At 70.0% G+C, this 22,935-nt stretch carries 23 protein-coding genes; 15 read left to right on the top strand and 8 right to left on the bottom strand.

The features are described from left to right. The first annotated feature begins 94 nt into the window (after nucleotides 1-94). Nucleotides 95-307 carry a hypothetical protein gene (locus LDL49_RS43785; protein ID WP_225300837.1) on the top strand — a complete coding sequence of 71 codons (213 nt, stop codon included), beginning with the start codon at nucleotides 95-97 and terminating at the stop codon, nucleotides 305-307. Nucleotides 308-374: 67 nt separating this feature from the next. Here the strand turns inward: LDL49_RS43785 and LDL49_RS43780 are convergent, their stop codons facing one another. Then, nucleotides 375-977, bottom strand: a complete 603-nt coding sequence (locus tag LDL49_RS43780) for a TetR/AcrR family transcriptional regulator (RefSeq protein ID WP_225300836.1) — start codon at nucleotides 975-977, stop codon at nucleotides 375-377. A 62-nt stretch (nucleotides 978-1,039) separates the two neighbouring features. Between LDL49_RS43780 and LDL49_RS43775 the strand changes: the two genes are divergently transcribed. Further along, nucleotides 1,040-1,978: a beta-ketoacyl-ACP synthase III gene (locus LDL49_RS43775; protein ID WP_225300835.1), complete on the top strand. Its 939-nt coding sequence runs from the start codon at nucleotides 1,040-1,042 to the stop codon at nucleotides 1,976-1,978. Nucleotides 1,979-1,993: 15 nt separating this feature from the next. Here LDL49_RS43775 and LDL49_RS43770 read toward each other — a convergent pair whose 3' ends face one another. Continuing rightward, complete coding sequence (locus tag LDL49_RS43770; protein WP_225300834.1) at nucleotides 1,994-2,584, bottom strand: TetR/AcrR family transcriptional regulator; 591 nt, start codon at nucleotides 2,582-2,584, stop codon at nucleotides 1,994-1,996. A gap of 65 nt (nucleotides 2,585-2,649) precedes the next feature. On the opposite strand from LDL49_RS43770, the gene LDL49_RS43765 reads away from it, so the two are divergent. The 4 genes from LDL49_RS43765 (at nucleotide 2,650) to LDL49_RS43750 (ending at nucleotide 8,474) form a co-directional block, all read left to right on the top strand. Then, nucleotides 2,650-3,900 (top strand): FAD-dependent oxidoreductase, encoded by a 1,251-nt coding sequence (locus LDL49_RS43765; protein ID WP_225300833.1) that lies wholly within the window; start codon nucleotides 2,650-2,652, stop codon nucleotides 3,898-3,900. Nucleotides 3,901-4,057: 157 nt separating this feature from the next. Further along, nucleotides 4,058-4,393, top strand: coding sequence for an antibiotic biosynthesis monooxygenase family protein (locus LDL49_RS43760; protein ID WP_225300832.1), 336 nt, complete (start codon nucleotides 4,058-4,060; stop codon nucleotides 4,391-4,393). 22 nt (nucleotides 4,394-4,415) lie between these two features. Continuing rightward, a complete protein-coding gene (locus tag LDL49_RS43755; protein ID WP_225300831.1) occupies nucleotides 4,416-7,298 on the top strand; it encodes an ATP-binding protein in 2,883 nt (960 codons plus the stop codon). 162 nt (nucleotides 7,299-7,460) lie between these two features. Continuing rightward, a complete protein-coding gene (locus LDL49_RS43750) occupies nucleotides 7,461-8,474 on the top strand; it encodes a fatty acid desaturase family protein (protein ID WP_225300830.1) in 1,014 nt (337 codons plus the stop codon). Nucleotides 8,475-8,496: 22 nt separating this feature from the next. Here the strand turns inward: LDL49_RS43750 and LDL49_RS43745 are convergent, their stop codons facing one another. After that, nucleotides 8,497-8,712, bottom strand: a complete 216-nt coding sequence (locus tag LDL49_RS43745; RefSeq protein ID WP_225300829.1) for a hypothetical protein — start codon at nucleotides 8,710-8,712, stop codon at nucleotides 8,497-8,499. A gap of 65 nt (nucleotides 8,713-8,777) precedes the next feature. Between LDL49_RS43745 and LDL49_RS43740 the strand changes: the two genes are divergently transcribed. From LDL49_RS43740 to LDL49_RS43715, 6 genes are all read left to right on the top strand, one after another. Continuing rightward, on the top strand, nucleotides 8,778-9,902 hold the full coding sequence (locus tag LDL49_RS43740; RefSeq protein WP_225300828.1) for a sensor histidine kinase: 1,125 nt from the start codon (nucleotides 8,778-8,780) through the stop codon (nucleotides 9,900-9,902). Continuing rightward, a complete protein-coding gene (locus tag LDL49_RS43735; protein ID WP_225300827.1) occupies nucleotides 9,899-10,567 on the top strand; it encodes a response regulator transcription factor in 669 nt (222 codons plus the stop codon). The genes LDL49_RS43740 and LDL49_RS43735 overlap by 4 nt, the downstream gene beginning before the upstream one ends. 96 nt (nucleotides 10,568-10,663) lie before the next feature. Continuing rightward, the gene (locus LDL49_RS43730; protein ID WP_225300826.1) at nucleotides 10,664-11,920 is read left to right on the top strand and encodes a cytochrome ubiquinol oxidase subunit I; all 1,257 of its coding nucleotides are present in this window, start codon (nucleotides 10,664-10,666) and stop codon (nucleotides 11,918-11,920) included. 9 nt (nucleotides 11,921-11,929) lie between these two features. Next, a complete protein-coding gene (locus LDL49_RS43725) occupies nucleotides 11,930-12,670 on the top strand; it encodes a cytochrome d ubiquinol oxidase subunit II (protein ID WP_225300825.1) in 741 nt (246 codons plus the stop codon). Between the two features lie 364 nt (nucleotides 12,671-13,034). Continuing rightward, on the top strand, nucleotides 13,035-13,493 hold the full coding sequence (locus LDL49_RS43720) for a hypothetical protein (RefSeq protein ID WP_225300824.1): 459 nt from the start codon (nucleotides 13,035-13,037) through the stop codon (nucleotides 13,491-13,493). Nucleotides 13,494-13,558: 65 nt separating this feature from the next. After that, entirely contained in the window at nucleotides 13,559-13,966 is a 408-nt protein-coding gene (locus LDL49_RS43715) for a nuclear transport factor 2 family protein (protein ID WP_225300823.1), read from the top strand. Between the two features lie 779 nt (nucleotides 13,967-14,745). On the opposite strand, the gene LDL49_RS43710 is transcribed toward LDL49_RS43715, so the two are convergent. Then, entirely contained in the window at nucleotides 14,746-15,312 is a 567-nt protein-coding gene (locus tag LDL49_RS43710; protein ID WP_225300822.1) for a dienelactone hydrolase family protein, read from the bottom strand. A gap of 75 nt (nucleotides 15,313-15,387) precedes the next feature. Then, nucleotides 15,388-16,101 (bottom strand): LUD domain-containing protein, encoded by a 714-nt coding sequence (locus LDL49_RS43705; RefSeq protein WP_225300821.1) that lies wholly within the window; start codon nucleotides 16,099-16,101, stop codon nucleotides 15,388-15,390. 176 nt (nucleotides 16,102-16,277) lie between these two features. Between LDL49_RS43705 and sigJ the strand changes: the two genes are divergently transcribed. Beyond that, nucleotides 16,278-17,186: an RNA polymerase sigma factor SigJ gene (gene sigJ, locus LDL49_RS43700; RefSeq protein ID WP_225300820.1), complete on the top strand. Its 909-nt coding sequence runs from the start codon at nucleotides 16,278-16,280 to the stop codon at nucleotides 17,184-17,186. 45 nt (nucleotides 17,187-17,231) lie between these two features. Here sigJ and LDL49_RS43695 read toward each other — a convergent pair whose 3' ends face one another. From LDL49_RS43695 to LDL49_RS43685, 3 genes are read right to left on the bottom strand one after another with little or no spacing between them, the layout of a single operon-like run. Continuing rightward, the gene (locus tag LDL49_RS43695) at nucleotides 17,232-18,974 is read right to left on the bottom strand and encodes a bifunctional metallophosphatase/5'-nucleotidase (protein WP_225300819.1); all 1,743 of its coding nucleotides are present in this window, start codon (nucleotides 18,972-18,974) and stop codon (nucleotides 17,232-17,234) included. Between the two features lie 53 nt (nucleotides 18,975-19,027). After that, nucleotides 19,028-20,689: an alpha-amylase family protein gene (locus LDL49_RS43690; protein WP_225300818.1), complete on the bottom strand. Its 1,662-nt coding sequence runs from the start codon at nucleotides 20,687-20,689 to the stop codon at nucleotides 19,028-19,030. Between the two features lie 33 nt (nucleotides 20,690-20,722). Then, nucleotides 20,723-21,706: an aldo/keto reductase gene (locus LDL49_RS43685; RefSeq protein ID WP_225300817.1), complete on the bottom strand. Its 984-nt coding sequence runs from the start codon at nucleotides 21,704-21,706 to the stop codon at nucleotides 20,723-20,725. 62 nt (nucleotides 21,707-21,768) lie between these two features. Between LDL49_RS43685 and LDL49_RS43680 the strand changes: the two genes are divergently transcribed. Both LDL49_RS43680 and LDL49_RS43675 read left to right on the top strand, forming a co-directional pair. Then, nucleotides 21,769-22,647 (top strand): LysR family transcriptional regulator, encoded by an 879-nt coding sequence (locus tag LDL49_RS43680; RefSeq protein ID WP_225300816.1) that lies wholly within the window; start codon nucleotides 21,769-21,771, stop codon nucleotides 22,645-22,647. 28 nt (nucleotides 22,648-22,675) lie between these two features. Then, entirely contained in the window at nucleotides 22,676-22,879 is a 204-nt protein-coding gene (locus tag LDL49_RS43675) for an EF-hand domain-containing protein (protein WP_225300815.1), read from the top strand. The last annotated feature ends 56 nt before the right edge of the window (nucleotides 22,880-22,935 follow it).

Raw genomic sequence — 22,935 nt, 5'->3', positions numbered from 1 at the left:
CGACCGACGAAACGGGAACGGCCCCAAGAAGAGTGGATGAATCACCCTGTCAGGTGATGCAATGGGCCGACCCGCTATCACCCGAGGAGGCCCGTTGAGAGACAACCTCGACCTCGCCGCGAGCGCCCAGCAGTTGGCCGACGCCGCGCCGGCGGGCTCGCTGGACCGCGCGGCGGCCGCGTCCGTGGCCATCACGCTGGCCACCACACGCGACGTCGTCCAGGCCAGGGAGACGCTCGACGGCCTCGCGCCGCAGGACGTACGCCAGGCGGCGCTGATGCTCTTCGAGGAGCTCTCCGCGAGCTGACCTGACCCTGTCCGGACGCCGACTTCGCCGCGGCGTCCTAAGGCATGCCCAGACGAGCCCGTGCTTTCTAAGGCATGCCCAGACGAGCCCGTACGGCCCGGCGCGCCCATACGACGGCCTGCCGATCGCCGTGCAGCTGCAAGGCGTGGTTCAGCGACATGACCAGGCCGTGCAGCTCGAACACCAGCTGATCGGCCTCGGTGCCGCCCGGCAGGTCCCCGGCGGCCACGGCCCGCCGCGTCTCCTTGAGCAGCCGCCCCCGCCAGGCGTCGAACCGGGCCGCCACCGCGTCACGCACCGCCCCCACGCGCCCGTCGAACTCGTGGGCCGCGGCGACGAAGAAGCAGCCGCCGGGGAAGACGCCGCGCTCCAGGTAGGAGATCCACTCCTCGCAGAGCGCCCGCAGCCGGCGTAGTCCCGGCTCGATCCGGACGACCGGCTCCCATACCTCCGCGCGGAAGACCTCGCCGGCCCGTTCCAGCACCGCCAGCTGCAGCGCTTCTTTCGAGCCGAAATGACCGAGCACCCCGGATTTGCTCATGCCGAGCTCGGTCGCGAGGCGGCCGATGGTCAGCCCTTCCAGCCCTTCGAGGGAGGCGATGGCGACCGAGCGGTCGAGGATGGCGGAGCGGGTGCCGAGGGCCTCCGCCACGGATCTCCGTGGACTCATCCAGGCAGTCTAGCGTCCGAAGCCGTTTAGCGTCCGAACGGTCGGTTGCTATAGTCCCGCCCATGACTGGATCACGCCTCGTCGCCACCGGCCACTATCAGCCCGCCAAGGTGCTGACCAACGACGACCTCGCCACCATGGTCGACACCTCCGACGAGTGGATCACCAAGCGGGTCGGAATCCGTACCAGGCACGTGGCCGGGCCGGAGGAGGGCGTGACGGAGCTGGCCGGGCACGCGGCGGCCAAGGCGCTGGCAGGCAGCGGGCTGGACGCCGCCGACATCGACCTCGTCCTCGTGGCCACCTGCACCCAGACCGAGCGGGCGCCGAACATCGCCTCCCGCGTCGCGGCCAAACTCGGCGTGCCGGACGCGGCCGTCATGGACCTGGGCGTCTCGTGCTCCGGCTTCACCCACGCGCTGGCCATGGCCGACCACACGATCAGGGCGGGGGCCGCCATGCACGCGCTGGTCGTGGGGGTGGACAAGATGACGGCGGTGACCGACTGGACCGACCGTACGACGTGCGTCCTGACCGGCGACGGCGCCGGGGCGGCGGTGCTCAGCGCGGCGGCGGAGCCGGAGATCGGGCCCGTCGTCTGGGGCTCGGCCCCCGAGCTGGGCAGCGCGGTACGGATCGGCGGCACGCCCACCCGCTTCGCCCAGGACGGCCAGACCGTCTACCGCTGGGCCACCACGCGGCTGCCGGAGATCGCCCGGCGGGCGTGCGAGCGTGGCGGCGTCAAGCCGGAGGAGCTGGCGGCCGTGGTGCTGCACCAGGCGAACCTGCGGATCATCGAGCCGATCGCGCAGAAGCTCGGCGCGGTCAACGCGATCGTGGCCCGCGACGTGGTCGAATCGGGCAACACCTCGGCCGCGAGCGTGCCGCTGGCGCTGTCGAAGCTGCTGGAGCGGGGTGAGGTGCGGCAGGGGGCGCCGATGCTGCTGTTCGGGTTCGGCGGGAATCTCTCGTACGCGGGGATGATCGTCCGCTGCCCTTGACCTCGTAGGCCGGCTTCAGTCGCGCAGGTGGTCGGCAAGCCGCTCCAGCTGCTCGGCGTAGTAGTCGCCGAACTCGGGTGAGCCCGGGTCGAGCCCGCAGGCGGCCCGGACGAGGTGCGGGAAGACGATGCCCGCCGCGGCCATCCCGAACAGCGCCACCAGCACCGCGGCCGGGTCCAGGTCGGCGGGGAACTCCCCCGCCTCCTGGCGGGCGCGCAGGTGCTCCAGGTCGCGGCGCACCTCGTCGGCGAAGGCGGGATCGGGCGGGCCGTCGTCGGTGAGCCCCTGCCAGACCATCAGCTTGCCGAAGTCGCGGCGGCTGGAGTTGGCGCGCGCGTAGCCCGCGATGAGCCGGCCCAGCGACGACCCGCGATCGGCGAACACGCTCTCCTCGCTCTCCCAGCGGGTGTTCAGCGCGCGGAAGAGCCCCTCCTTGCCGCCGAAGTAGTAAGAGATCAGCTGCTTGTTGACCCCGGCCCTGGCCGCGATCTCGCCGACCCGCGCCCCGGCGAACCCCTTGGCCGCGAACTCCTCCAGCGCCGCCTGCAGGATGCGCGCCTTGGTGCGCTCCGGGTCGCGCTGCTTCTCCTCCGGCGCTCGTCTCATGCCCGGAACACTATCATCCATCCGGATGGTTGACAGAATCATCCATGTGGTTGATAGTCATGGACATGACAGAGCACATCGCGATCATCGGCGGCGGGGTCGGCGGCCTCTGCCTCGCTCAGGGACTCCGCAAGGCCGGCAAGCACGTCACCGTCTACGAGCGGGACCGCACCCCGGCCGACCGGCTGCAGGGCTACCGGGTGCACATCGACCCCAACGGCGCCCGCGCGCTCCACGACTGCCTGCCGGCGGCGCTCTGGCAGGCGTTCCTCGCCACGACCGGGCAGGGCGGCCAGGACTTCGGCTTCCTCACCGAGCGGCTCGGCACGCTCGCGCTGATCGAGACCGCGCCCGCGGCCGACCCGGCCGACGACCACCACTCCGTGAGCCGCATCACGCTCAGGCAGGTGCTGCTGACCGGGCTGGAGGAGGTGGTGCGGCTCGGCAAGACGTACGAGCGCTACGAGCGGCTGCCCGACGGCCGCATCGAGCTGTTCTTCGCCGACGGCTCCAACGACACGGCCGACGTCGTGGTTGCCGCCGACGGCGGCAACTCGCGGGTGCGCAAGCAGTATCTGCCGCACGCCGAGCGGGTCGAGACCGGCATCACCACGGTGGCGGGCAAGTTCCCGCTCACCGACGCGACCAGGGCACTCATCTCGCGGCGGCTCGTCGAGGGCCCGAACACCATCATCCCGCCCAAGGGCCTCGGCATGTTCTGCGCCCCGCACGACCTGACCGACACCGCGCCGGTCGGCGCCATCGGGGCCACAGAGCAGCAGGGCGCGCTGATGGACAACGCCGGCAGCTACATCCTCTGGGCCGTGGGCGCCGCCAAGGACCGCTTCCCCGCCGACGTCGCCGACCTGCCGGGCGCGCGGCTCAAGCGGACGGTGGCGGAGATGGTCGAGTCCTGGCACCCCGATCTGCACAAGCTGATCGACCTGTCCGACCCCGACACGGTCTCGCTGCTGCCGATCCGCACCTCGATCCCGATCGAGCCGTGGCCGGCCACCACCATCACGCTGCTCGGCGACGCCATCCACAGCATGACGCCGATGCGCGGCATCGGCGCCAACACCGCCCTGCGCGACGCCCACCTGCTCTGCCTGGCGCTGACCGGCGGACGCGACACGGTCGAGGCCATCGCGGACTACGAGGAGCGGATGCGCGAGTACGGCTTCGCGGCCGTGCGGGACTCGCTCCGCGCGGCCGAGCAGTTCGTCGGCGAGAGCCGGGCCGCCAGGATCGGCTTCAAGACCTTCCTGCGTACGGCCCAGCGCTTCCCGTCGCTCAAGGCGAAGGTGTTCTCGTAGTCCAACGCCGTACCTTGGAGGAGCCGGCGCTGTCGAAGCTGCTGGAGCGGGGTGAGGTGCGGCACGCCCTCCGCGCGGTGCGCGACCAGCTTCGCGCACCCAGATCGCAAGGCGTGGCGCGCTGACGCTAGCGTTGGCGGAGAGGAGAGGGGTTCCGTTGTCAGTCGTGAAGATCAACGTCCTGACCGTGCCGGCGGATATGCGGGAGGAGCTGGAGCGACGCTTCTCCAACCGGGCGGGCATGGTGGAGTCGGCCGACGGGTTCGAGTGGTTCGAGCTGCTCAGGCCGGTCGAGGGCACCGACCAGTACCTGGTCTACACCCGCTGGCGCAGCGAGGACGACTTCCAGACGTGGCAGCAGGGTCAGGCCTTCCAGCGCGGGCACGCGCAAGCCGGGGCCGCCCAGGGGCATGGCCACGGTCAGGGGCCCGCCGCGTCCGGATCGCAGATCTGGTCGTTCGAGGTCGTCCAGAGCGCCAGCCCCAAGAGCTGAGCGGCCCTTTGTTGGAGGGTGGATGCGGATCGGGATCCTGGGGCCGCTCCAGATCGCGGGGGCCGCGGTCGGCGGCGCGCGGGTGCGGGCGCTGCTGATCCGCCTGGCGCTCGATCCCGGCCGGGTGGTGACGTACGACCGGCTGATCGACGACCTGTGGCCGGGTGAGCCGCCCGAGCATCCGATGGCCGCGCTGCAGTCGCTGGTGTCCAGGGCGCGCAGGGAGGCACCCGGGCTGATCTCCTCCCATCCGAGCGGCTACCTGCTCGACGTACCGGCCGATGAGGTGGACGCGCAGGCGTTCGAGCGGCTGGCCCGCGCGGGCGACGCGCACGGCGCGCTGGCGCTCTGGCGCGGCCCGGCGCTGGGCGGCATCGACCTGCCCTTCGCGCTGGCCCCGGCCGCCCGGCTGGAGGAGCTGCGGCTGGCGGCGCTGGCGAGCCGGATCGCGGCGGACCTGGCCGCGGGCGGCGACGTCGTGGCGGAGCTGGAGGAGCTGGTCGCCGAGCACCGGCTGCGCGAGCCGTTCCACGCGCTGCTGATGCGGGCCATGGTGGCGGACGGACGGCGGGGACAGGCGCTGGAGGTCTTCGAGCGGATCAGGGCGCGGCTGGCGGACGAGCTGGGCGTCGATCCGGGGGCCGAGCTGCGGGAGGCGCACCTCGCGGCGCTGCGTGAGGAGGAGCCGGAGCCCAGGAGCAACCTGCCCGCCCGGCTGACCAGCTTCGTCGGCCGCGGCGACGACCTCGCCCGCATCCGGGCGCTCTTCGTCGGCCGCAGCGATGACGTCGCCCGCATCCGGGCGCTGACGGGTGCCCGGCTGATCACGCTCGTGGGGCCCGGTGGCGCGGGGAAGACCCGGCTGGCCGTCGAGGCCGTCGCGACGCTGCGCGTGCCCGATGGGGTGTGGCTGGTCGAGCTGGCTCCGGCGGCCGGGGTACGGGCCGCGCTGGAGGCCGTGTTCAAGACGTCCGACCTGGTCAGAGCGCTGCGCGGCATGTCACCGGTGATCGTGCTGGACAACTGCGAGCACCTGATCGACGAGGCCGCGCGCGTGGCGCAGTGGCTGCTGGGCGAGGTTGCCGGGCTGCGGATCATCGCCACCAGCAGGGAGCCGCTGAACATCCCCGGCGAGACCCTGCACCCCGTACTCCCGCTGGCGGAGGAGCCCGCCGTGGAGCTGCTCCGCGACCGCGCCGCCGCCGCCCGTCCCGACCTGAGCCCGGCGCCGGCCGAGGCCGCGCGGATCTGCCGCGAGCTTGACGGCATCCCGCTGGCCATCGAGCTGGCCGCCGCCCGGCTGCGGACGATGCCGGTGTCCATGCTGGTCGAGCAGCTCGGCGACCGGCTGGGCTTTCGCGGCAGCCGTACCTCCGAACCCAGGCATCGCACGCTGCGCGCGGTCATCGACTGGAGCTGGAACCTGCTGTCGCGGGAGGAGCGGGAGCTGCTGCGCGGGCTGTCGGTGTTCTCCGGCGGGGCGACGGCCGAGGCGATCACCCGGGTCTGCGGCGGCGACCTCGACCTGCTGTCCTCGCTGGTCGACAAGTCGCTGATCGCGCTCTCCGGTGACCGCTACACCATGCTGGAGACGATCAGGCAGTACGTCACGGAGAGCACCACGGCTGATCTGCTGGAGCTCAGGCAGGCCCACGCCCGCTACTACGCCGAGCTGGCCGAGGCCGCCGAGCCGCACCTGCGGACGGGTGAGCAAGTCAAGTGGCTGGCCGTGCTCGACGCCGAGCAGGGCAACCTGGACGCGGCGCTCCGGCACTCCGACGACCCGCTCCGGGTCATCCTGCCCAGGCTGTGGCCGTGGATCATGCGCGGGCGGCGGCACGAGATCATCGCGAACGCGGCCGCCGTGCTGCGCAAGGTCGGTGACGTCCCGCCCGAGGGGCGGGAGCTGGCCCATGGGCTGTGCATGATGGCCGCCATGGGCGCCGAGCCGAGCCGGGCGGTCCGGGAGTCCGACCATCCGGCGGCGCTGCACTCGTGGGCGATGGGCGTCGCCATGGGTCCGCCGCCCGACGTGGTGGCCGTCACGGAGGCGAGCGCCCAGCGGCTTCTTGATCATCCCGACACGTGGACCAGGTCGACGGCGCTGCTGGTGGCGGGCATCGTCCGGTTCGAGTACGGGGCGGTCGACGGCGCCGAGTCCCTGCTGGAGCCGGCGCTCGACGGACTGCGCCGGACCGGCGACCGCTGGGGGCAGTGGACCGCCTACTTCTGGCTGTCGCTGGCCGCCGAGAACCGCGGCGACTTCGCCCGCGCGCTGACCCTCGCCAAGGAGCCGGAGCCGATCGCGACGGAGCTGGCCGGGCTGGGGGCCCCGCTCGGGCCGATGATGTTCCTGCTGCGGCTCAGCCAGCTCATGATGCGCACCGGCGACCACGCGGGCGCCGCCACCGCGCTGGAGCGGGCCTGGCAGGCGGCGCTGCGCTCCGAGGACGCGCTGACCATCGCCCGGGTGACGCACGCCAGAGCCGAGCTGGCCCGGCGCCGCGGCGATCCGGGCGAGGCCGCCGAGCTGCTGCGCGGCGCCCTGGCCATGGACATCGACGCGCCTCCCCAGTTCAGGGCGTTCATGAACGTCGAGCTGGCCCGCGTGGCCGAGCCGGCCGAGCCGTCGCGCAGGGCGCTGGAGCTCATGGCCACCTGCGAGGACAGGACGGCCCGCGCGACCGTGCTCGAAGGCGTGGCCGAGCACCGCGATCCCCTGATGGCCGCCGAGCTGCTGGGGGCGGCCCGGGTGCTGCGCGGGATCACCGAGTCGGCCGATCCGTTCGTGGTCGCGCTGGCCGGGCGGTGCCGGGCGGCGCTGGGCGCGGAGCGCTACGCGGCCGCCCTGGTCAAGGGCGCGGCGATCCCCAACCCGGAGAGGTACGCGCTCTCGTCCCCGTGAAAGTCCCTGTCAGCCGCCGTCACCGCGCCGAGCATGGCTTGACATGGACCATACTGGGCAGCCTACTGAGCAGGCGCGATGGCGGAGCACTAGCCGTGATCTCTCCTTATCGCGGAGAATGCGCCGGGTGGGGATAACTTCCACCTCTAAGTGAGGAGACCGGTGGCCGATACAGGCACGCTCGAAACCCGTGGTAGTGACTTCGCCAAACTGGCCCGACAAATCCAGGACGCCGGCTTGCTGGACCGGCGTCCCGTCTACTACGCCGTGCGGCTGACCCTGGTATTGGCCGCTTATGTCGGTCTATGGGCGCTGTTCGTGTGGATCGGCGACTCATGGTGGCAGCTGCTGGTGGCTGTCGCGCTCGCCGTGGCCTCCGCGCAGATCGGGTTCGTCGCCCACGACCTGGGCCACCGGCAGGTCTTCAGGACCCGCCGGGCGAGCGACATCCTGGGCTTGATCATCGGTGACTTCGGCATCGGCCTGGGCTGGGGCTGGTGGAACACCAAGCACAACCGCCACCATGCCAACCCCAACCACGAGGACGAGGACCCCGACGTCTCACCCGCCGTGATCGTCTGGTCGACCGACCAGGTGGAGCGGAGCCGGGGGCTGCCGAGGTTCATCGCCAAGTGGCAGGCGTACTGGTTCTTCCCGCTGCTCACGCTGGAGGCGTGGCACCTGCACATCGCCAGTGTCAAGGCGGTGTTCCAGCCGACGACGAAGCACCGCAGGGCGGAGGGGGCGCTGCTGCTGGCGCACTTCGCCTGCTACTTCGGCCTGGTCTTCGCCGTGCTGCCGTTCGGCCTGGCGCTGCTCTTCGTGGTGGTGCACCAGGGGCTGTTCGGTGTCTATCTGGGCAGCACGTTCGCGCCGAACCACAAGGGCATGCCGATCCTCACCAAGGAGGACAAGCTCGACTACCTCCGCAAGCAGGTGCTGACCTCGCGCAACGTCAAGGGCGGCGTGTTCGTGGACGTGGCGCTCGGCCAGCTCAACTACCAGATCGAGCACCACCTGTTCCCGAACATGCCGTCGCCGAACCTGCGCAAGGCCCAGCCGATCGTCCGGCAGTACTGCGCCGACCTGGGTGTCAGCTATCTGGAGACAGGGCTGATCACCTCGTACGGGCAGGCGCTGCGGCATCTGCATGAAGTGGGCGCGCCGCTGCGCTGACCCGCGCCCTCTCTTAGCGGCGTCAGCCAGCACCTTCACGACGCCGGAGGAGCTCGTCTCGGCGGCCTTCCAGCTCCGCGATCAGCTCTTCCTGCTCGTCCGCCATGCTGATCATCGCGCTGATCTCCACCTGGTCGGTGGCGCCCATGTCGCGGATCTGGTCGCGCAGGTCCTTGGTCTCGGCTCGCAGCCTGGCCAGGTCCTCTTCGACGTGGCGCAACTCGTCTTCTACGCTCATGCTCCCGCTCTACCCATTGCGGGGCGGTTGGCCACCCGAGTGAGCCTCCGTACAGAATGGGCCTCATGCGCAGGTTGTCGGCCAGCACCATCGTGTCGGTCGCGGTGGTCATCGTCACGCTGGCGGGCACGGTCGCCACCTCCTTGTTCCAGCCCGCCCTGAAACCGAACGCGCTGGACCTCGTGCTGCCGCTCGTGGCCAGTGCCGGGGTGCTGGCCCGGCGCCGCTACCCGGTGGTGGCGCTGATCGTCGTGCTGGCGACCGTCGCGTTCTACTACCCCTTCGCCCGGCTCGACGGGCCGATCCTGATCATGGCGTTCGTCGTCCTCTACACCGCCGCCGACCTGGGCCACCTGATCGCCGCCATCGCCGCGGGCGCGACCACGATGCTGGCCATGGGCCTGGGCGAGACCGGCGGGACCAGGCATGTGGACGACAGCATGTTCATCATGATCGCCGGGTGGGTGGTGGCCGCGGTCGCCGGTGGGGGCGTCACCCGCAACCGGCGCGCCTACCTCCGGGAGGCCGAGCAGCGCGTGCGCGACGCCCTGCACGGCAAGGAGGAGGAGGCCAGGCGGCGGGCGAGCGAGGAACGGCTGCGCATCGCCAGGGAGCTGCACGACCTGCTGGGACACAACATCTCGATGATCAACGTGCAGGCCGCGGCGGCGCTGCACGGGCTGAAGAAGCGGCCGGACGACGCGGAGGCCGCGCTCCGGGCGATCAAGGAGGCCAGCAAGGAGACGCTGCGCGAGCTGCGTACCACGCTCGGGGTGTTACGGCAGGTGGACGAGGACGCGCCGACCGCGCCCGCCGACAGCCTGGCCCGGATGGAGGCGCTGGTCGCGGCGTCGGGGCTGGACGTGCGGACCGAGCTGTCGGGGCGGCTGGACGAGGTGCCGGCCGAGGTGGACCTGGCCGCGGCGCGCATCATCAGGGAGGCCCTGACGAACGTCTCCCGGCACTCGGGAGCCGATACGGCTCGGCTGACCGTCACCAACGAGTCCGGAAAAATCGTGATCCGCGTGGAGGATGATGGACCGGGCGCGACGTTCACCGGCGGGACCGGGTTCGGGCTGCAGGGCATGCGCGAGCGCGCCACCGCGCTGGGCGGCACACTGGACGCGGGCCCCCGGCCTGACGGCGGCTTCCAGGTCGTCGCCCACCTACCGCTGAACGGAGTTCGATGATCCGCACCGTGCTCGCCGACGACCAGACCCTCGTACGGGCGGGGTTCCGGTCCATCCTGAGCGACGAGGACGGCATCGAGGTGGTCGGCGAGGCGGCCAACGGCGCCGAGGCCGTGGCCAAGGCCCGCGAGCTGCGCCCCGACGTGGTGCTGATGGACATCCGGATGCCCGAGCTGGACGGCCTGGAGGCGACCCGCATGATCGTCACCGATCCGCGGCTCGACGGCGTCAAGGTGATCATCCTGACCACGTTCGACCTCGACGACTACGTCTACGGGGCGCTCCGAGCGGGCGCCAGCGGGTTCCTGGTCAAGGACACCGAGCCGGCCGAGCTGATCCACGCGGTGCGCGTGGTGGCCAGGGGTGACGCGCTGATCGCGCCCTCGGTGACCCGGCGGCTGATCGCCGAGTTCGCGGGCCGGGTCAAGCGCCCGGAGCCGGGGCCCCGGCTCAACGCGCTCACCGAGCGTGAGCGTGAGGTCATGGCGCTGGTGGCGGCCGGGCTGTCCAACGACGAGATCGCGGCCCGGCTGGTGCTCAGCCCCGCCACGGCCAAGACGCACGTCAGCCGCATCATGACCAAGCTCGGCTCGCGCGACCGGGCGCAGCTCGTGGTGCTCGCCTACGAGGCCGGCATGATCACCCCGGGCTGGCTTACACCCTGAGATGTATGGCCGGCGGCCGGTTGACACCACAGGTGTACGGCAGGTGCACGCCCCAGCATGACGCGGCGGAGATGACCTTGGCCAGAACCTCTGACCATGGAGACCGTAGACCTCGCCCGCCTGCAGTTCGCCCTCACCGCGGGGGCGCACTTCCTGTTCGTCGCCCTGACCCTGGGGCTGGCGACGCTGGTGGCCGTCATCCAGACCTGGGCCACCTTGACCCGCAGCCCGGTGCACATGCGGATGACGCGCTTCTGGGGGCAGCTCTACATCATCAACTACGCGATGGGCATCGTCACCGGGCTCGTCATGGAGTTCCAGCTCGGGCTGTCGTGGAGCGGGCTCACCGAGTTCGCCGGGAACGTGTTCGGCTCGTCCCTGGCGATCGAGACGATCGTGGCGTTCTTCATCGAATCCACCTTTCTGGGCCTGTGGATCTTCGGCTGGAACAAGCTGAACCGCTGGGCGCACCTGGCACTGATCTGGGTCGTCACGCTGACGGCCTACGCCTCGGCGTTCTGGATCCTGATCTCCAACGGCTTCCTGCAGAACCCGGTGGGCTACCAGCTCAAGGACGGGGTTCTGCGGCTCACCGACTTCGGCGCGCTGGTGGCCAATCCGGCGGCGCTGGTCGCCTTCTTCCACATCGGCGGCGGCGCGCTGGTCGTCGGCGGCTTCCTCATGGCCGGAGTGAGCGCGTACCACCTGGCCAAGCGCACCGCCGAGCAGGACTTCTTCCGCAAGTCGCTGCGCATCGGGATCGCCGTGGCGCTGCCCGCGACGCTGTTCACCGCGACGTTCGGCGGAATCGGCTTCGACACGCTGCAGCCGACCAAGCTGGCCGCCTGGTCGGGCAGCGCGCGGCAGATGGCCGAGGCGCAGGCGGAGATGGTGGCCGCGCACGGCCCTGGTGACTACCTGCCGTCGCTGGAGTGGGTGCGCACCTCCGGGATCATCATGATGTCGCTCTTCGCGCTGCTCTTCTTCGTCTCCGGGGCGAGCTTCCTGCTGATGCTGATCCGGCCGGTCGTACGGGGCTTCCGGCCGTGGCACTGGCTGCTGACCGCGCTGATCCCCGTCCCGTTCGTGACCATGATCGCCGGGTGGATCTTCCGCGAGATGGGCCGTCAGCCCTGGGCTGTTTATGGCCTGCTGAAGACCGCCGACGCCATGTCACCGGTGTCGTACGGCCAGATCAGGTTCTCGCTGACCGCGTTCGTCACCGTGTTCGCCGTACTCATCGTGGTCAACTACTGGCTGCTGGCCAGGACCGCCCGCAAGGGTCCGGGCGAGGTCGCGCTGGGCGACGACCGCCCGGCAGCCGAGACCCCCGCCCCCGCCCTGACCTTCTGAGGAGCCGTCATGGAGATCCTGATCCTGGCCTTCTTCGCCATCGGCTACCTCGTGCTGGCCGGGGCCGACATCGGCGTCGGCATGGTGCTGCCGTACCTGGGCCGCACCCCGGGCGAGCGGCGCGAGGCGATCGCCGCGATCGCGCCGTTCTTCCTCGGCAACGAGGTGTGGCTGGTGGCCACCGCGGGCGTGCTCGCCGGGCTCTTCCCTGCGCTGGAGGGCTCGCTGCTCAGCGGCAACTACTCGCTCGTCGTGGCGCTGCTGCTCTCCTGGGTCATCCGGGACATGGGCCTGTGGCTGCGCGGGCGGCTGCCCGGCGTCCGGTGGCAGGGCTTCTGGGACGGCGCCGTCGTCGCGGGCAGCTGGGGGCTGGCGCTGAGCTGGGGTTCGCTGCTCAGCGACGTACTGCTCGGCATCCACGGCCTCCTCGCACTGCTGCCCGCCCTGCTGGTGGCCGCGCTGTTCGCCACGCACGGGCTGTCGTTCGCGGCGCTGCGCCTGCGGGGCGCGCTGCGCGAGCGCGCGGCGGTGCTGTCCGGCGACACCGGCGAGGGCCGCACCTACGCGCTGACGGCGACGGCGCTCGTGGCGATCGGCGTCCTGGCGGGCTTCCGGCTGCCGCTGGCACCGGGCACCTCGGGCGCGCTCCTGGTGCCGGTCATCCTCACGATGATCCCGCTCCTGGTGGCCTCGCAGGCGTGGGTCTGGTGGACCTTCCGGCACCGGGTGACGGGCCCGTCGTACCTGTAATCCGCGGACCTGCCGCGTTGCCCGGGGGCAGCCGTGAGCGGAGCCCCGGGGACGACCAGGCGCATCACGGACTGGGGACGGTAGACGGCCAGCTTCCTCACCTGGCCCGGTCCGCACATTCACCGCGTAGGTGATCTGACGGTTCTCCCCCCAATCGTCCGAGGGGATGGCGACGAGCGTGACCTCGGCCGCGTTCAGCCAGGCGCCGAGGGGGCGCGGCCTGCAACGGCACGCTTTCCAGGTCGCGTACCTGGAACGTCGCGATCATGCGGGCTGCAGCCGCCATGCAAGCGCCGCCTGATCAACTACCGGTATCGGAACGACAGGGGCCCACCAGGGTCCGCCTTCGGCGTGAGGAAGAACGATGGCATCGACCGTCTTCGGGGCACTCGCCGTAGTCGCGGTGGTCGTGGGTGTGGTGCTGTTCCTCCGGCTGAGGCGCAAGCCGCACACCCGGGTCGGGGCGTACGTCAGCGCCATGTTCCTGTTCCTGGGCGCGGGGGTGCTCGCCATGGGCTCCATCTCGATCGCGAGCCTGGAAGCCGCCGCGCTGCAGACCTTCACACCGGCGGAGCGCGCGGCGGCGGTGCCGTGCGACGCGGCGGTCCTGGGGGCCGAGGAGACGTCCAACAAGCTCAACGGACGCTACGTCTGGATGTTGCGGCTCCGGGTGACGCCTCGGTCCGGCAGCCCGTACGAGATCGAGCGCACGGCCCGGCTCACCTCGTCCATGGGGGAACGCTTGGAGCGGGGCGACGCCGTGCTCTCCTGCCTGGTGGCCCCCACCGACCACACCCGGATCGAGATCTCGGCCCTGGCCTGAGCCGGCAGGTAGCATCTGCTGTGCGGGCCGAGCTACATTTCTCCTGGTCACGAGGGGTGAAACGGGTGAACAGCGCAAGGGATCCCGAGGCCGAGATCCGGGCTCGGCTCCAGGAGCATTGGGCGGCCTCCGAACGCGGCGACGTCGACGCCGAGCATGCGATCTACGCCGCGGACGCGATCCTGGACTACCCGCAGTCGGGCGAGCGTTTCAGAGGCCGGTCGAGGATCCAGGCGCAACGCGGTGGGCACCCGGCCGAACGCCACTTCACCATCCGCCGGATCCTGGGCGGCGGCGACGTTTGGGTGAGTGAGTGCGTGATCACCTATGACGGCGTGCCCACATACTCGCTCAGCGTCATGGAGATCACCGATGGTCTCGTGACGCACGAGACCCAATACTTCGCCGACCCCTTCCCCGCGCCTCCCAGCCGGGCCGCGCTGGCCGATCCGATCCCGGTCCGCGACCAATAGGAAACGCACATCGGCCTCTCCGACCGCCCACGTGCGCGGGAAGTGACGCACTGAGCGGTAGGCCACCACGACCCATGCGGCAGCGAGCAGCGCGTAGAGGACGACGGCGATCCAGACGAACCGGCATTGCCCCTAACCCTGCACGTCGCAGAGGAAGTTCAGAGGCTTACGCCGGAGCGGCGCGCGAGAGCGCTGCACCGGTATCCGCCCGAGCTCGCTGTCATCGGTCCCCATGGCTCTTGCCACATCACGGTGACCATGGAGCCGCGTTCCGGCTCCTACCTGGTGTCTCTGCCCAGCGACCCCGAGCCTCAGATCGTGAGGAGTGAGTGCCCCGAAAGAGTGGTCGACCTGATCGCAGAGAGCAGACTGTGCTGGATGAGTGTCTGAGTCCGCACGTGGCCGTGGTTCAGCGTGATCATGTGCGGCTGGAGTGGCGCACGCCATACCCGGTGCCGGCGCGGGCGCGCGTGGTGGCCTGGACCTGTTTTTGCCGGGCGACGGTCTACGAGCTGTGCGAGAAGCGCGGGGCAGGCGTACATCCGCCGGACCGTCCAACTCGGCCGCGAGCACGAGGTGCACGAGACCTCTATCCGGCCGATCAACGAGACTCGGGCGATCTGGACGGGATTGCTGTCCGGAAGCGCCCGTTAGAACAGGCGTGGCGGCGGAAATCTGGAGGGACGGCCGCCGTCACGCCTGCTAGTGCGGTGACACAAAGCTTCACCGGTCTGACGTTGGGAGAACCGCGGCCCGGGATGTCTGCCCGAACCGGCGACTCATAGGTGACGCAGGAAGTCCAAGCTTCGCCGCCAGGTGCGATCGGCCGCTTCCGCATCGTGATCACGCAGGCTCGCGTCTGTGTAGAAGTGTCCGACACCGGGATAGGTGAAAACCTGCACAGCGGCACCCACGCTCTTCGCGGCCTTCTCCCAGTCGGCGACAGCGGCGGGAGGGGCGAACATATCCGGATCCGCGACGTGCAGCTGTACAGGCAGGGCGGTCCGCGCTGACGCGGGGATCTCCGTGATGCCATGCAGGAGCAGCAGACCAGCCGTGTCGCGCCGGTCGGCCAGCAGTTCCCCGACCACCCCGGCGCCCATCGAAACACCGGCGAGAACGGTGCCGGCAGACATCCTCCCGACTGCGTCGCGGGCTCTTTCCACGATGACCTCCCAACCGATCCGATCCTTCAGGGCGAACCCGCCGTCGATCGTCGTGGCGATTGCACCGGCATACAGGTCCGGCGTGACAACCTCGTGCCCAGCGGCGCGAAAGCGGTCGGCGGCGGCATGTTCGACAGCGCGTAGCCCGTACACGGAATGGAACAGAGCGATATGAGCCATCCCGTCATCCTCTGTGACCGGCCTCGATGTCCGCCAGCGAGCGGGACTCTACAGACCCCGGTGAACTCCTGGTGTTCAGAATCCGATGGCTTCGCGGAGCAGCAGGACGGTGCCGCGCCCCGGGTGGGGTTCCGCGTTGAGGATGAGGAGGCGGTTCAGAGCGCTGGGCTGTCCGTACGCCCTCATGGCGCGCTCGTTCTCCAGCGGAAGGCAGTGGTCTTCGACGCGCCGCAGCGCGGTGTCCAGGTCGGGGACCACCTTCTGCGCCCCGACGATCCAGATCGCGCGGGGTGCGGCGCCCGCGTAGCCGGCCAGCTGGCTTCCGCTGGCCGAGGCGGCCACCAGGGATCCGGTCTCGGTGACCGCGGCGACGCTGCCCACGATGACGTCGGGGCAGGCGATCAGCCGCCAGATCTCGGCCGTTTGGGTGGCGCGGTCCATGGTCGTGCTGCGTGCCTTGACGGACGCGTACCGCCCGCTGCCGTTGATGTCCTCATCGATGCCCGACAGGCGGAGGGTCTCGCTGGCCCCGGTGAACACGCTGGCGCCCTCCGGGATCAGATCCTTGACGCGGGTACGCGCGGCGGCGGCGTCGTCGAGGATTTCCACGGTGAAACCATGTGCCGTCAGCGCGGCGGCCGTCCGCTCCAGGCGCTGCTCGGACGCCGGGTCGGCGAACGGTGTGGCCGGCGGGTCAACGGGCGCCCCGGTCGTGCGGGGCGCCGAGCCTGCCTCGCCGTGCAGCGTCTCGATCTCGACGCGGTCAGCGATGGCCTGAAAGTCACTCATCGACTTCCTCCTGGTCAACCCGAAGCCGGTGTACGACGGCATGGGGTGGTGTGTTTGTCTCAGCAGCTCGACAACACAACCCCGCGGAATGTGATGGGACACGCCGGCCTCACATTCCGGTGCGCTGTCTTGTCGGACCGGTGAGGGCAGATGCGACCAAGGGAGCCGGCTACACCATGACCACCCCATCCGATCCGGGGCTGAGCGCGATCATGAGCGAGCGGCGTCAGCTGATCAATGTCGCGTACCGGCTCCTGGGCTCCCTGGCCGAGGCCGAGGATGTCGTACAGGAGACCTACGCTCGCTGGTACGCCATGACCCGGCAGCAGCAGGACGCCATCGAATCCCCCGGCGCCTGGCTGACCACGGTCACCAGCCGTATCTGCCTCAACCTGCTCGGCTCGGCGCGGTCACGGCGAGAGACCTACGTGGGCGAATGGATTCCTGAGCCGCTGCCCGAACGTACGGAGTGGATGAGCGGGCGGCCGGGTGACGACCCGGCCGACCGGGTCACCCTGGATGAGTCGGTCAACCTGGCCTTCCTGGTCGTGCTCGAATCGATGACCCCGGCCCAGCGCGTCGTGTTCATCCTGCACGACGTCTTCTGCCACTCCTTCGCCGAAGTGGCCGAGATCGTCGGCCGTACCCCGGCGGCCTGCCGCCAGCTGGCCTCCTCGGCCCGCCGCCGCATCCGGGCCGCGCAGCCGTCCGCGACTCCGGCAGCCCAGCGCGCCGGCATCGTCAGGGACTTCAAGCAGGCATGGGAGGCCAAGGACATCGACGCCCTCATCGGCCTGCTCGACCCCGACGCCACGGCGATCGCCGACGGCGGCGGCTTCGCCGTCACCTTCCTGCACCCCATCGAAGGCGGCGAGCAGATCGCGCACGCCTGGATCGAGCTCGCCGGCCGGCTGCCGGGCACCATGACGTTCCTGGAACGTACGGTCAACGGTCAACCCGGTCTGGTGGCTCAGGAAGACGGCACCACCGTGACGGTGTTCGCGTTCGAGGTCGTGGACGATCGGATCAAGCACATCTGGGTGGTCCGCAATCCCGACAAACTGCGTCGCTGGACGATGGGCTGAGGCGCATCCACGCCTCAGCCCTGCCAGTCCACTGCTTGCCGTACGTCAGAAGACCGGCACCCCGGCACGCGTCAGGCGCCAGTTGGTGGCGGCGAAGTCGGACGGGTTGATCGTGCCCTTCGCGGTCGCGTAGTCGATCAGCGCCTGGCGGATCTCCACCTGGGCGTTGTACAGGACCGGCGCGGTCGCGACGTGCGGGAACCCGCCGCCGCCCGACTGCCGGTAGTTGTTGATCGCGACCACGAACTCCTTGTCCGCCGGCACCGGCACCCCCTCGTAGCTGAGGTTCGCGATCCGCTGGCCCACCGGCTTGGCGATGTCGATGTCGTACGACACGCCCGACAGCTGGTCGTAGTTGTAGTCCGGCGTGTTGCCGGCGTTCGTGAGCTTGGCGACGTCCACGGGGTCGCCGGGAGCCAGCTGGTTGAAGTACTTGGCGGAGTACTCCAGGTAGTCCTTGATCTGGGCGCCCGTCAGCTTCACCGCCAGCAGCGTGTTGTCGTACACGTACAGCCCGGCCACATCGCGGACCCTGATGTCGCCGGCGGGGAATACGGCGGTGCGGCTGAATGGCGCGGCGATCGACAGGACCGGGAGCTGGTTGTCCGGCAGCGCCTGCTTGACGGTCTCGACCTGGACCTGCTGGATGTAGTCGAGGATCGGCGTGTCCTTGTAGGGGGACTCGGCGGCCGAGAGCTGCTCCGACGACTTGGCCACGACCTTGTTGACGTAGCCCACCGTGGCGTCGTGCTGCGGCTTGAGCAGGGCGGTGATCTTCGGGTCCTCGGCGGCCGTGTTCGTGTTGAGCGTGGTCGAGGACTTGCCGGTGACCGTCCACCTGCCGCGCTGCTTGGCGAGCTGGAAGTCGATCACGCTGAGGCGCTGGCCCCACTTGCTCGGCTCGGTGAGCAGGACCTGCTTGCCGGTCGCCTGGTTGGTGACGAACCGCTGGGCCACGTCGTTGTGCGCGTGCCCGAACAGCACCGCGTCGATGCCCGGCACCTGCTCCGCGACCATCGCGGAGGCGTTCTCCACGGGCAGGTCGCCGCCGTACGACGACATGCCGTTGTCGCCCGCGTGCGCCGTCACCACGACCACGTCGGCGCCCAGGCCACGGATGATCGGCACCCACTTCTTGGCCGACGCCACCAGGTCGGTGAAGCGGAGTTTGCCCTCGACGTTCGCCTTGTCCCAGATCGCGACACCCGGGTTGGTCAGGCCGAGCACACCCACCTTGACCGGCTTGTCGCCCTCGACGTTCATGGTCTTGATCACGAACGGCAGGTAGGCGGGCCGGCCGGTCTTCGCGCTGACGGCGTTCGCGCCGAGCACCGGGGCCTTCATCTGGTGGATCCAGGTGGCCAGCAGGGGCAGGCCGTAGTTGAACTCGTGGTTCCCCAGGGTGACGGCGTCGTAGCCGATGGCGTTCATGGCCTTGGCCATCGGGTGGACCGGGCCGTTCCTGGTGATCGGCTCGACCTTGGCGTAGTAGTACGCCAGCGGGGTGCCCTGGATGGTGTCACCCGAGTCGAACAGCAGCGTCCGGCCGGCGCCGCGCTCCGCCCGCACCTTGTTGACCAGCGTCGACACCTTGGCCAGGCCGACGTTGTTGCCGGCGCTGTCGGCGTAGGCCGCGTCCTTGTAGTAGTCCCAGTTGAGGCCGTTGCCGTGGATGTCGGAGGTGCCCATCACGGTGACGGTGACGGTCTTGTCACCGGTCGCGTTCGCGGGTACGCCCATCAGGGCCAGCGCGGTCAGCGCGACGGCCCCAAGCTTCATGGTGTGCATGGCGAGGACAGTAATTGCAGCGAATAACCCATGGATTACGGACCCTCGTCACATCAGAGGGACTTGACCGAGGCGTCCTCGGCGGGGATCTCCTTCGGCGAGGCGCGCAGCCAGCGGCAGCCGTGCGGGTCCATCGTCAGCCGGGCCACGCCCTCCTCCGAGACCTCCAGGGTCCCGTCCACCAGGAGGTCCGTGAGCGTGTGCGTCTCCAGGCCCACCAGTTTCAGCTCCACGTCCTGGGCGGTTTCGCCGAGGTTGTGGATCGCCACCACTGTGGCGCCGTCGGCGTCGGAGCGGTGCGCCAGGATCGCCGGATCGGCCGTGTCCAGCACCGTGCAGTCGCCCCAGGCCAGTTCGGGGCACTCCCGGTAGCGCTCGATGAGCAGCTGGAACCAGCGCAGCAACGAGTCATTGTCCCGCTTCTGGTCGGCCACGTTGATGCGAGCGGGCGCGAAGGCGGCCTCCGGCATCTCGCGTTCGGGGGTGCCGCGGGTGAAGCCGCCGTCCGGTGACCACTGCATCGGCGTCCGTACGGCCATGCGGCCCTCCGCCTTGAGGTTCTCGCCCATGCCGATCTCTTCGCCGTAGAACATGACCGGGGTGCCGGGCAGGGAGAAGAGCAGGCTGTAGGCCATCTTGATGCGGCGTATGTCCCCGCCCATCATGGTCGGCAGGCGTCTGCGCAGGCCACGGCCGTAGATCTGCATGTCCTCCTCGGGGCCGAACGCCTGGAAGACCTCCTGGCGTTCCTCGTCCGTGAGCTTGTCCAGCGTCAACTCGTCGTGGTTGCGGAGGAACATCGCCCACTGGCAGTCCTTCGGCGGCCGGGGACGGGACTTGAGCGCGTCGGCGAGCGGCTCGGCCTCGCCGCGCGCCAGCGCCAGCCACGCGCGCTGCATGCCGATGAAGTCGAAGCACATGGTGAGCTGGTCGCCGAGCCCCTCGCCGAAGTACGCGAGCAGGTCCTTGTAGGGCAGGTTGACCTCGCCGAGCAGCACCGAGGCGCCCTCGCGCCGGGTCATGAAGGCGCGCAGGTCCGCCAGGAACTCGTGCGGGTCGGCCAGCTGGGGCTGGACGTTCTCGATGAGGAACGGCACGGCGTCGACCCTGAACCCCGACAGCCCGAGCTCCATCCAGAAGCCCAGGATCCGGGCGATCTCGTCGCGGACCTCGGGGTTGCTGACGTTCAGGTCAGGCTGGTGGCGGTAGAAGCTGTGCAGGTAGTACTGGCCGGTCGAGGTGTCCAGCTGCCAGATGCTGTCCTCCTTGTCGGGGAAGACCACCTGCTTGGGGTCGTCGGGTTCCGGTTTGTCCGACCAGACGTACCAGCCGCGTTTGGGCGACTTCTTGCTCGACCGCGACTCGATGAACCAGGGATGCTGGTCGGAGGTGTGGTTCACGACCAGGTCCGCGATCACCCGCAGGCCCCGGTCCTTGGCGGTCCGCATGAACTCCACGAAGTCGCCCAGCGTCCCGAGCCGCGGATCGATGGAGTAGAAGTCGGTGATGTCGTAGCCGTCGTCCCTGTTGGGGGTGGGGAAGAACGGCATCAGCCACAGGCAGGTGACCCCGAGCCCCGCCAGGTAGTCGATCTCCTGCGTGAGGCCCCGGAAGTCGCCGACCCCGTCGTCGTTCCCGTCCTTGAAGGTCTCGACGTCCAGACAGTAGACAACGGCGTTCTTCCACCACAGATCAGAGGTGTACGTCAGTCGCATGGCGCCACCGCTACCCAGCAGCGGCGCACACATTCAGAGCAGCGTGCCGCCGGTCACCTCGAAACCGGCGAGCGCCTCGTCGACGCGGGCCAGCGTGTCGGGGTGCAGGACGAGGTCGGCGGCGGCCAGGTTCTCCTCGATGTGCGCGGGCGTGCGGCTGCCCGGGATGGCCACCACGTGCTCGTACTGGTGCAGCAGCCAGGCCAGTGCCAGCTGGGCCGGGGTGATGCCCAGGCGGGTGGCCAGGTCCCTGATCGGGGCGTAGCGGTCGTTGTTGCTCGCGAGGTTGTCGGCGGAGAAGCGGGGCGCGTTGTGCCGGAAGTCGCCTTCGCCGAGCCGCTGGACGGTGCCGGTGAGGAAGCCGTTGCCCAGCGGGCTCCAGGCCACGATCCCCACGCCCAGCTCGCGGGCCGTCTTGAGGAGCTCGGGGTCGACCGGCCGCCACATCGACCATTCGTTCTGTACGGCCGCCACCGGGTGCACGGCGTGTGCCCTGCGCAGCTCGTCGGCGGTCACGTTCGACAGGCCGAGGTGTCTGACCAGCCCGGCCTGGACCAGCTCGGCCATGGCCCCGGCCGTCTCCTCGATGGGCACGCCCGGGTCCACGTAGTGCAGGTAATAGAGGTCGATCACGTCGGTGTCCAGATTGCGCAGGCTCCGCTCGGCGTAGCGGCGGACCAGCTTCGGCTCGGCGTTCACCCGCAGCTCGCCGAACGCGTAGCCCACCGGCTGCGACCTGCTCGCCTCCCCTTCCGGGATGGCCAGGCCGAACTTGGTGGCGACCACCACCTCATCACGCCGCCCCTTGATCGCCCGGCCGACCAGGCGCTCGTTGTGGCCGTCCACGCCGTAGGCGTCACTGGTGTCGATGTGGACGGCTCCGGCGTCGAGTGCCGCCTTGATCGCCGTTTCCGCGCGGGTGTCGTCGATGTCGCCGTACACGCCGGGTGACAGCACCATCGCGCCGAAACCGATCGCGGGGACCGTCAGGTTGTTGCCAAGTTCACGGGTCTTCATGCGATTCATCCTGCTGGCGGTACGGGCGGCGCGTCCAAGACCTTCTGCTATAACCATCGGTTATGGACGTGCACCTGCGCGACTTGCGCTATTTCGTGGCCGTCGCCGAGGAACTGAACGTGACCCGGGCCGCCGAGCGGCTGTTCGTCTCCCAGCCCGCGCTGTCCAAGCAGCTCAAGGCACTGGAACGGCAGCTCGGCTTCGGTCTGGTCGAGCGCGTGCCCACCGGCGTGGTCCTCACCAGGCAGGGCGAGGCGCTGCTGCCGGTGGCGCGCGAGCTGCTCGACCGGTGGAATGTCGGCCTTGAGACCGCCAGGGCCGCCGCGCCCACGGGCACCCTGGTCATCGGCATGCAGACGGCCGTCGGGCGGGGGCTGCAGCACGAGGCGTTGCGCCTGTTCCGCGCGGCGATGCCCGGCTGGGAGGTGTCGTTGCGGTTGGTCGGCTGGGACGACCCCAGCGGCGGCCTGGCCGACGGCGGCTCCGACGTGGCCTTCATCTGGCTGCCCGTGCCCGAGGGGCTGAGCACGCATGTTCTGGCCACCGAGGGCAGAGGCGTGGCCATGCCGGACGATCACCCCCTCGCCGGGCTGGCGGAGATCCCGTTCGAGGCCCTGCGCGACGAGCCGTTCATCGCGCTGCCCACCTCGGCCGGGCCGCTGCGCGACTACTGGCTCGCCCGCGAGCTCCGGGCCGACGAACCGGTCATCGGGTTCACGGCCAACACGCCTGAAGAGGTGTTCGAGGCCGTGACCAGCGGACTGGGCGTCGTCCTGGTGGCTGAGGGCAACGCCGCGCTCTACACCCGGCCCGGCCTGGTCTACCGCCCGGTGGCCGGCCTCCCACCGGGTGAGCTGGCCATCGCCTGGCGCTCCGGCGATAAAAGACGAGAAGTCAGGGCATTCATCGACGCGCTTCGAGAAAGCGCCACTAAGGTCTGACCGACACGGATCCGCGAAAGGGCAACCCATGAGCGACGACTACGCGATCACCTTCGATCTGATCGACGTTGACAAGGACGGCCGGATCTCCGCCGAAGAGCTGGTCGGGTTGATGGAGGTGCTCGGTCAGCCGATCACGCTGGAGGCCGCGCAGGCCGGCGTGGAGAAGCTCGACAAGGACGGCGACGGCCTGATCGACGTGGAGGAGTTCGGCGCCTTCGTACAGAGGTAAAACAAGCACTTGCTACACAAACCTCTGCCGCACGGGTAACAATGGCGACAGGAGGG

The organism is Nonomuraea aurantiaca (assembly GCF_020215705.1).
In the GTDB taxonomy this organism is placed as follows: domain Bacteria; phylum Actinomycetota; class Actinomycetes; order Streptosporangiales; family Streptosporangiaceae; genus Nonomuraea; species Nonomuraea aurantiaca.
Note: the sequence above shows the minus strand (reverse complement) of the source record. Positions and strands in the feature narration are given on the sequence as shown.

What these genes read in the sequence shown, in the direction of transcription:
- LDL49_RS43710 (WP_225300822.1), bottom strand. Translation starts at nt 15,312, where the DNA reads ATGGCTCATATCGCTCTGTTCCATTCCGTGTACGGGCTACGCGCTGTC.
- LDL49_RS43720 (WP_225300824.1), top strand. Translation starts at nt 13,035, where the DNA reads ATGGCATCGACCGTCTTCGGGGCACTCGCCGTAGTCGCGGTGGTCGTG.
- LDL49_RS43740 (WP_225300828.1), top strand. Translation starts at nt 8,778, where the DNA reads ATGCGCAGGTTGTCGGCCAGCACCATCGTGTCGGTCGCGGTGGTCATC.
- LDL49_RS43780 (WP_225300836.1), bottom strand. Translation starts at nt 977, where the DNA reads ATGAGTCCACGGAGATCCGTGGCGGAGGCCCTCGGCACCCGCTCCGCC.
- LDL49_RS43680 (WP_225300816.1), top strand. Translation starts at nt 21,769, where the DNA reads ATGGACGTGCACCTGCGCGACTTGCGCTATTTCGTGGCCGTCGCCGAG.
- LDL49_RS43725 (WP_225300825.1), top strand. Translation starts at nt 11,930, where the DNA reads ATGGAGATCCTGATCCTGGCCTTCTTCGCCATCGGCTACCTCGTGCTG.
- LDL49_RS43775 (WP_225300835.1), top strand. Translation starts at nt 1,040, where the DNA reads ATGACTGGATCACGCCTCGTCGCCACCGGCCACTATCAGCCCGCCAAG.
- LDL49_RS43690 (WP_225300818.1), bottom strand. Translation starts at nt 20,689, where the DNA reads ATGCGACTGACGTACACCTCTGATCTGTGGTGGAAGAACGCCGTTGTC.
- LDL49_RS43735 (WP_225300827.1), top strand. Translation starts at nt 9,899, where the DNA reads ATGATCCGCACCGTGCTCGCCGACGACCAGACCCTCGTACGGGCGGGG.
- LDL49_RS43705 (WP_225300821.1), bottom strand. Translation starts at nt 16,101, where the DNA reads ATGAGTGACTTTCAGGCCATCGCTGACCGCGTCGAGATCGAGACGCTG.
- LDL49_RS43745 (WP_225300829.1), bottom strand. Translation starts at nt 8,712, where the DNA reads ATGAGCGTAGAAGACGAGTTGCGCCACGTCGAAGAGGACCTGGCCAGG.
- LDL49_RS43685 (WP_225300817.1), bottom strand. Translation starts at nt 21,706, where the DNA reads ATGAAGACCCGTGAACTTGGCAACAACCTGACGGTCCCCGCGATCGGT.
- LDL49_RS43765 (WP_225300833.1), top strand. Translation starts at nt 2,650, where the DNA reads ATGACAGAGCACATCGCGATCATCGGCGGCGGGGTCGGCGGCCTCTGC.
- sigJ (WP_225300820.1), top strand. Translation starts at nt 16,278, where the DNA reads ATGACCACCCCATCCGATCCGGGGCTGAGCGCGATCATGAGCGAGCGG.
- LDL49_RS43770 (WP_225300834.1), bottom strand. Translation starts at nt 2,584, where the DNA reads ATGAGACGAGCGCCGGAGGAGAAGCAGCGCGACCCGGAGCGCACCAAG.
- LDL49_RS43695 (WP_225300819.1), bottom strand. Translation starts at nt 18,974, where the DNA reads ATGCACACCATGAAGCTTGGGGCCGTCGCGCTGACCGCGCTGGCCCTG.
- LDL49_RS43730 (WP_225300826.1), top strand. Translation starts at nt 10,664, where the DNA reads ATGGAGACCGTAGACCTCGCCCGCCTGCAGTTCGCCCTCACCGCGGGG.
- LDL49_RS43755 (WP_225300831.1), top strand. Translation starts at nt 4,416, where the DNA reads ATGCGGATCGGGATCCTGGGGCCGCTCCAGATCGCGGGGGCCGCGGTC.
- LDL49_RS43675 (WP_225300815.1), top strand. Translation starts at nt 22,676, where the DNA reads ATGAGCGACGACTACGCGATCACCTTCGATCTGATCGACGTTGACAAG.